2 protein-coding genes are annotated in these 1,559 nt (G+C 53.3%); one reads left to right on the top strand and one right to left on the bottom strand.

The annotated features are described in order from the left end of the window. Positions 1-439: 439 nt before the first annotated feature. Positions 440-679: a hypothetical protein gene (locus tag ACFSSA_RS12270; RefSeq protein ID WP_386820755.1), complete on the top strand. Its 240-nt coding sequence runs from the start codon at positions 440-442 to the stop codon at positions 677-679. Positions 680-1,081: 402 nt separating this feature from the next. Here the strand turns inward: ACFSSA_RS12270 and ACFSSA_RS12275 are convergent. After that, the coding region (locus ACFSSA_RS12275; RefSeq protein WP_386820757.1) for a hypothetical protein at positions 1,082-1,559 on the bottom strand (478 nt) is incomplete at its 5' end.

Consider the following 1,559-nt stretch of genomic DNA (forward strand, 5'->3'; position numbering starts at 1 on the left):
ACCGTTGGTTGGGGTCGCAACGTCTAATGTCGTCGTCCATGGGGTTCAATTTCTTGGGCTATCGTCATAGGAATGCGGCTCCGCGAGGATGCTGAACCAAATCAGAAAGCTTCAACGGAGTCCGCATCTCCGTCTTGTTAGGCTCTTACGAATAAACCAATAACGCCCGAATCAATATGAAATTTCAATTTCGAAACGACTACCCAGCAAATAGCACGCGCTTCTTAATTCCGACCATTGCTCTACGTGGATTCAGTGGACACCCGAGAGAGCTGACGCTGGTATGGTGGACGTGGAAGCTCGTCATTTTTTTCTGCCTAACGCCGAGTCTAGGCACGCCGATAATGGAGGCTGAAATCAATTTCACGGATGGACGGCGTTGCCTACGACGCCGTCCATCCTCTTCCGAAAAATCCCAAAACCCCAACCAAATCAAAAAATGTATATCGACGAAGAACTCTGTGAATCCTTCGGGCTAGATCCGAAGCGTGTAAAATCAATCGCCTCTCGGCTAAGTAAGGCTGCGAAGGAAGCGGAAGAGCTAGGGCTGACAGTCTTCGGCGGATCGGGGAGTGGAAACCTCCGATTCAACGATGCTGATATGCAAGGACCAGGACACTCGGAAGTCGCAACACTTGACGGCTGCTTCGACGGTGGGAGTGGTGGCGATATTTATTAGATGAACGTTATAGGAATGGCGCGCCGGTGTAAAGCTCCAAATTCATCTGACAGCTTCAACGGCGTCGCCATCTCCGCCTTGTTCGCCAAGTTTTGGCGTCTGACGGCCGCGAACCACCGAAAGCCAGAAGCACCGAGCCGAAACCCAAGCCAATGCCCGGGAAGTATGAAGCGGACATCAATCTATGAGACATAAAGCCAAGCACTCAGTTCGAGCCAATGCCCGAGAAGAACGCGGCTCGCTACATCTTGCGGACGACAACCCAAGCACGCAAGCCAAGCCGATTCGGAAACCATCTCAATTTTGTAGCGAACGTCAAAGCACACCAACCGCCTGACGGCAGCCGCGCGTTGACTCGGGGTTTAGGGTTCTAATCATCTGGAAAATTCGACTCGGAGCGGGTCAGGCGGTTGGGTGCTGCGCCTTGTTCGCTTTTAGTTTCTCATTGGGCGATTGATCGCGGACAAAGTGATTGAAACACTCGGTGCATATCCACCCGTTCGTCTCGTTCCGGTAGCCCACGCCATCAGCGGCATCGTTGCTCTCACGAAGCGTCCACCAGCAAATCTCGCAGTGGTCATGAGTCCATCCATCCTTAACCAGACCGATCTTGTCTGGATCAAACTTCTGCCCGCGATACTGGCTGACTGTGCCGCTCTTCTGGACGAGCGCTGCGGTCGGCTTCCAAGTCTCGCAATGCCAAGTCTGGGTTAGGCACCACTCGACTGCTTCCGCAATATCCTTCGTCTTCCACTCCGAACCATGGATCAAGACGGTCGGTTCCTCGCTGGATGGGGATGCGGGCATTTTTCTAGCGAACGTCATAGCACACCAACCGCCTGACGGCAGCCGCGCTTTGACTGTGGGTTGAGGTTTGTAA

The sequence above is a fragment of the Luteolibacter algae genome (assembly GCF_042683045.1).
Lineage (GTDB): Bacteria > Verrucomicrobiota > Verrucomicrobiia > Verrucomicrobiales > Akkermansiaceae > Luteolibacter > Luteolibacter algae.

What these genes read in the sequence shown, in the direction of transcription:
- ACFSSA_RS12270 (WP_386820755.1), top strand. Translation starts at nt 440, where the DNA reads ATGTATATCGACGAAGAACTCTGTGAATCCTTCGGGCTAGATCCGAAG.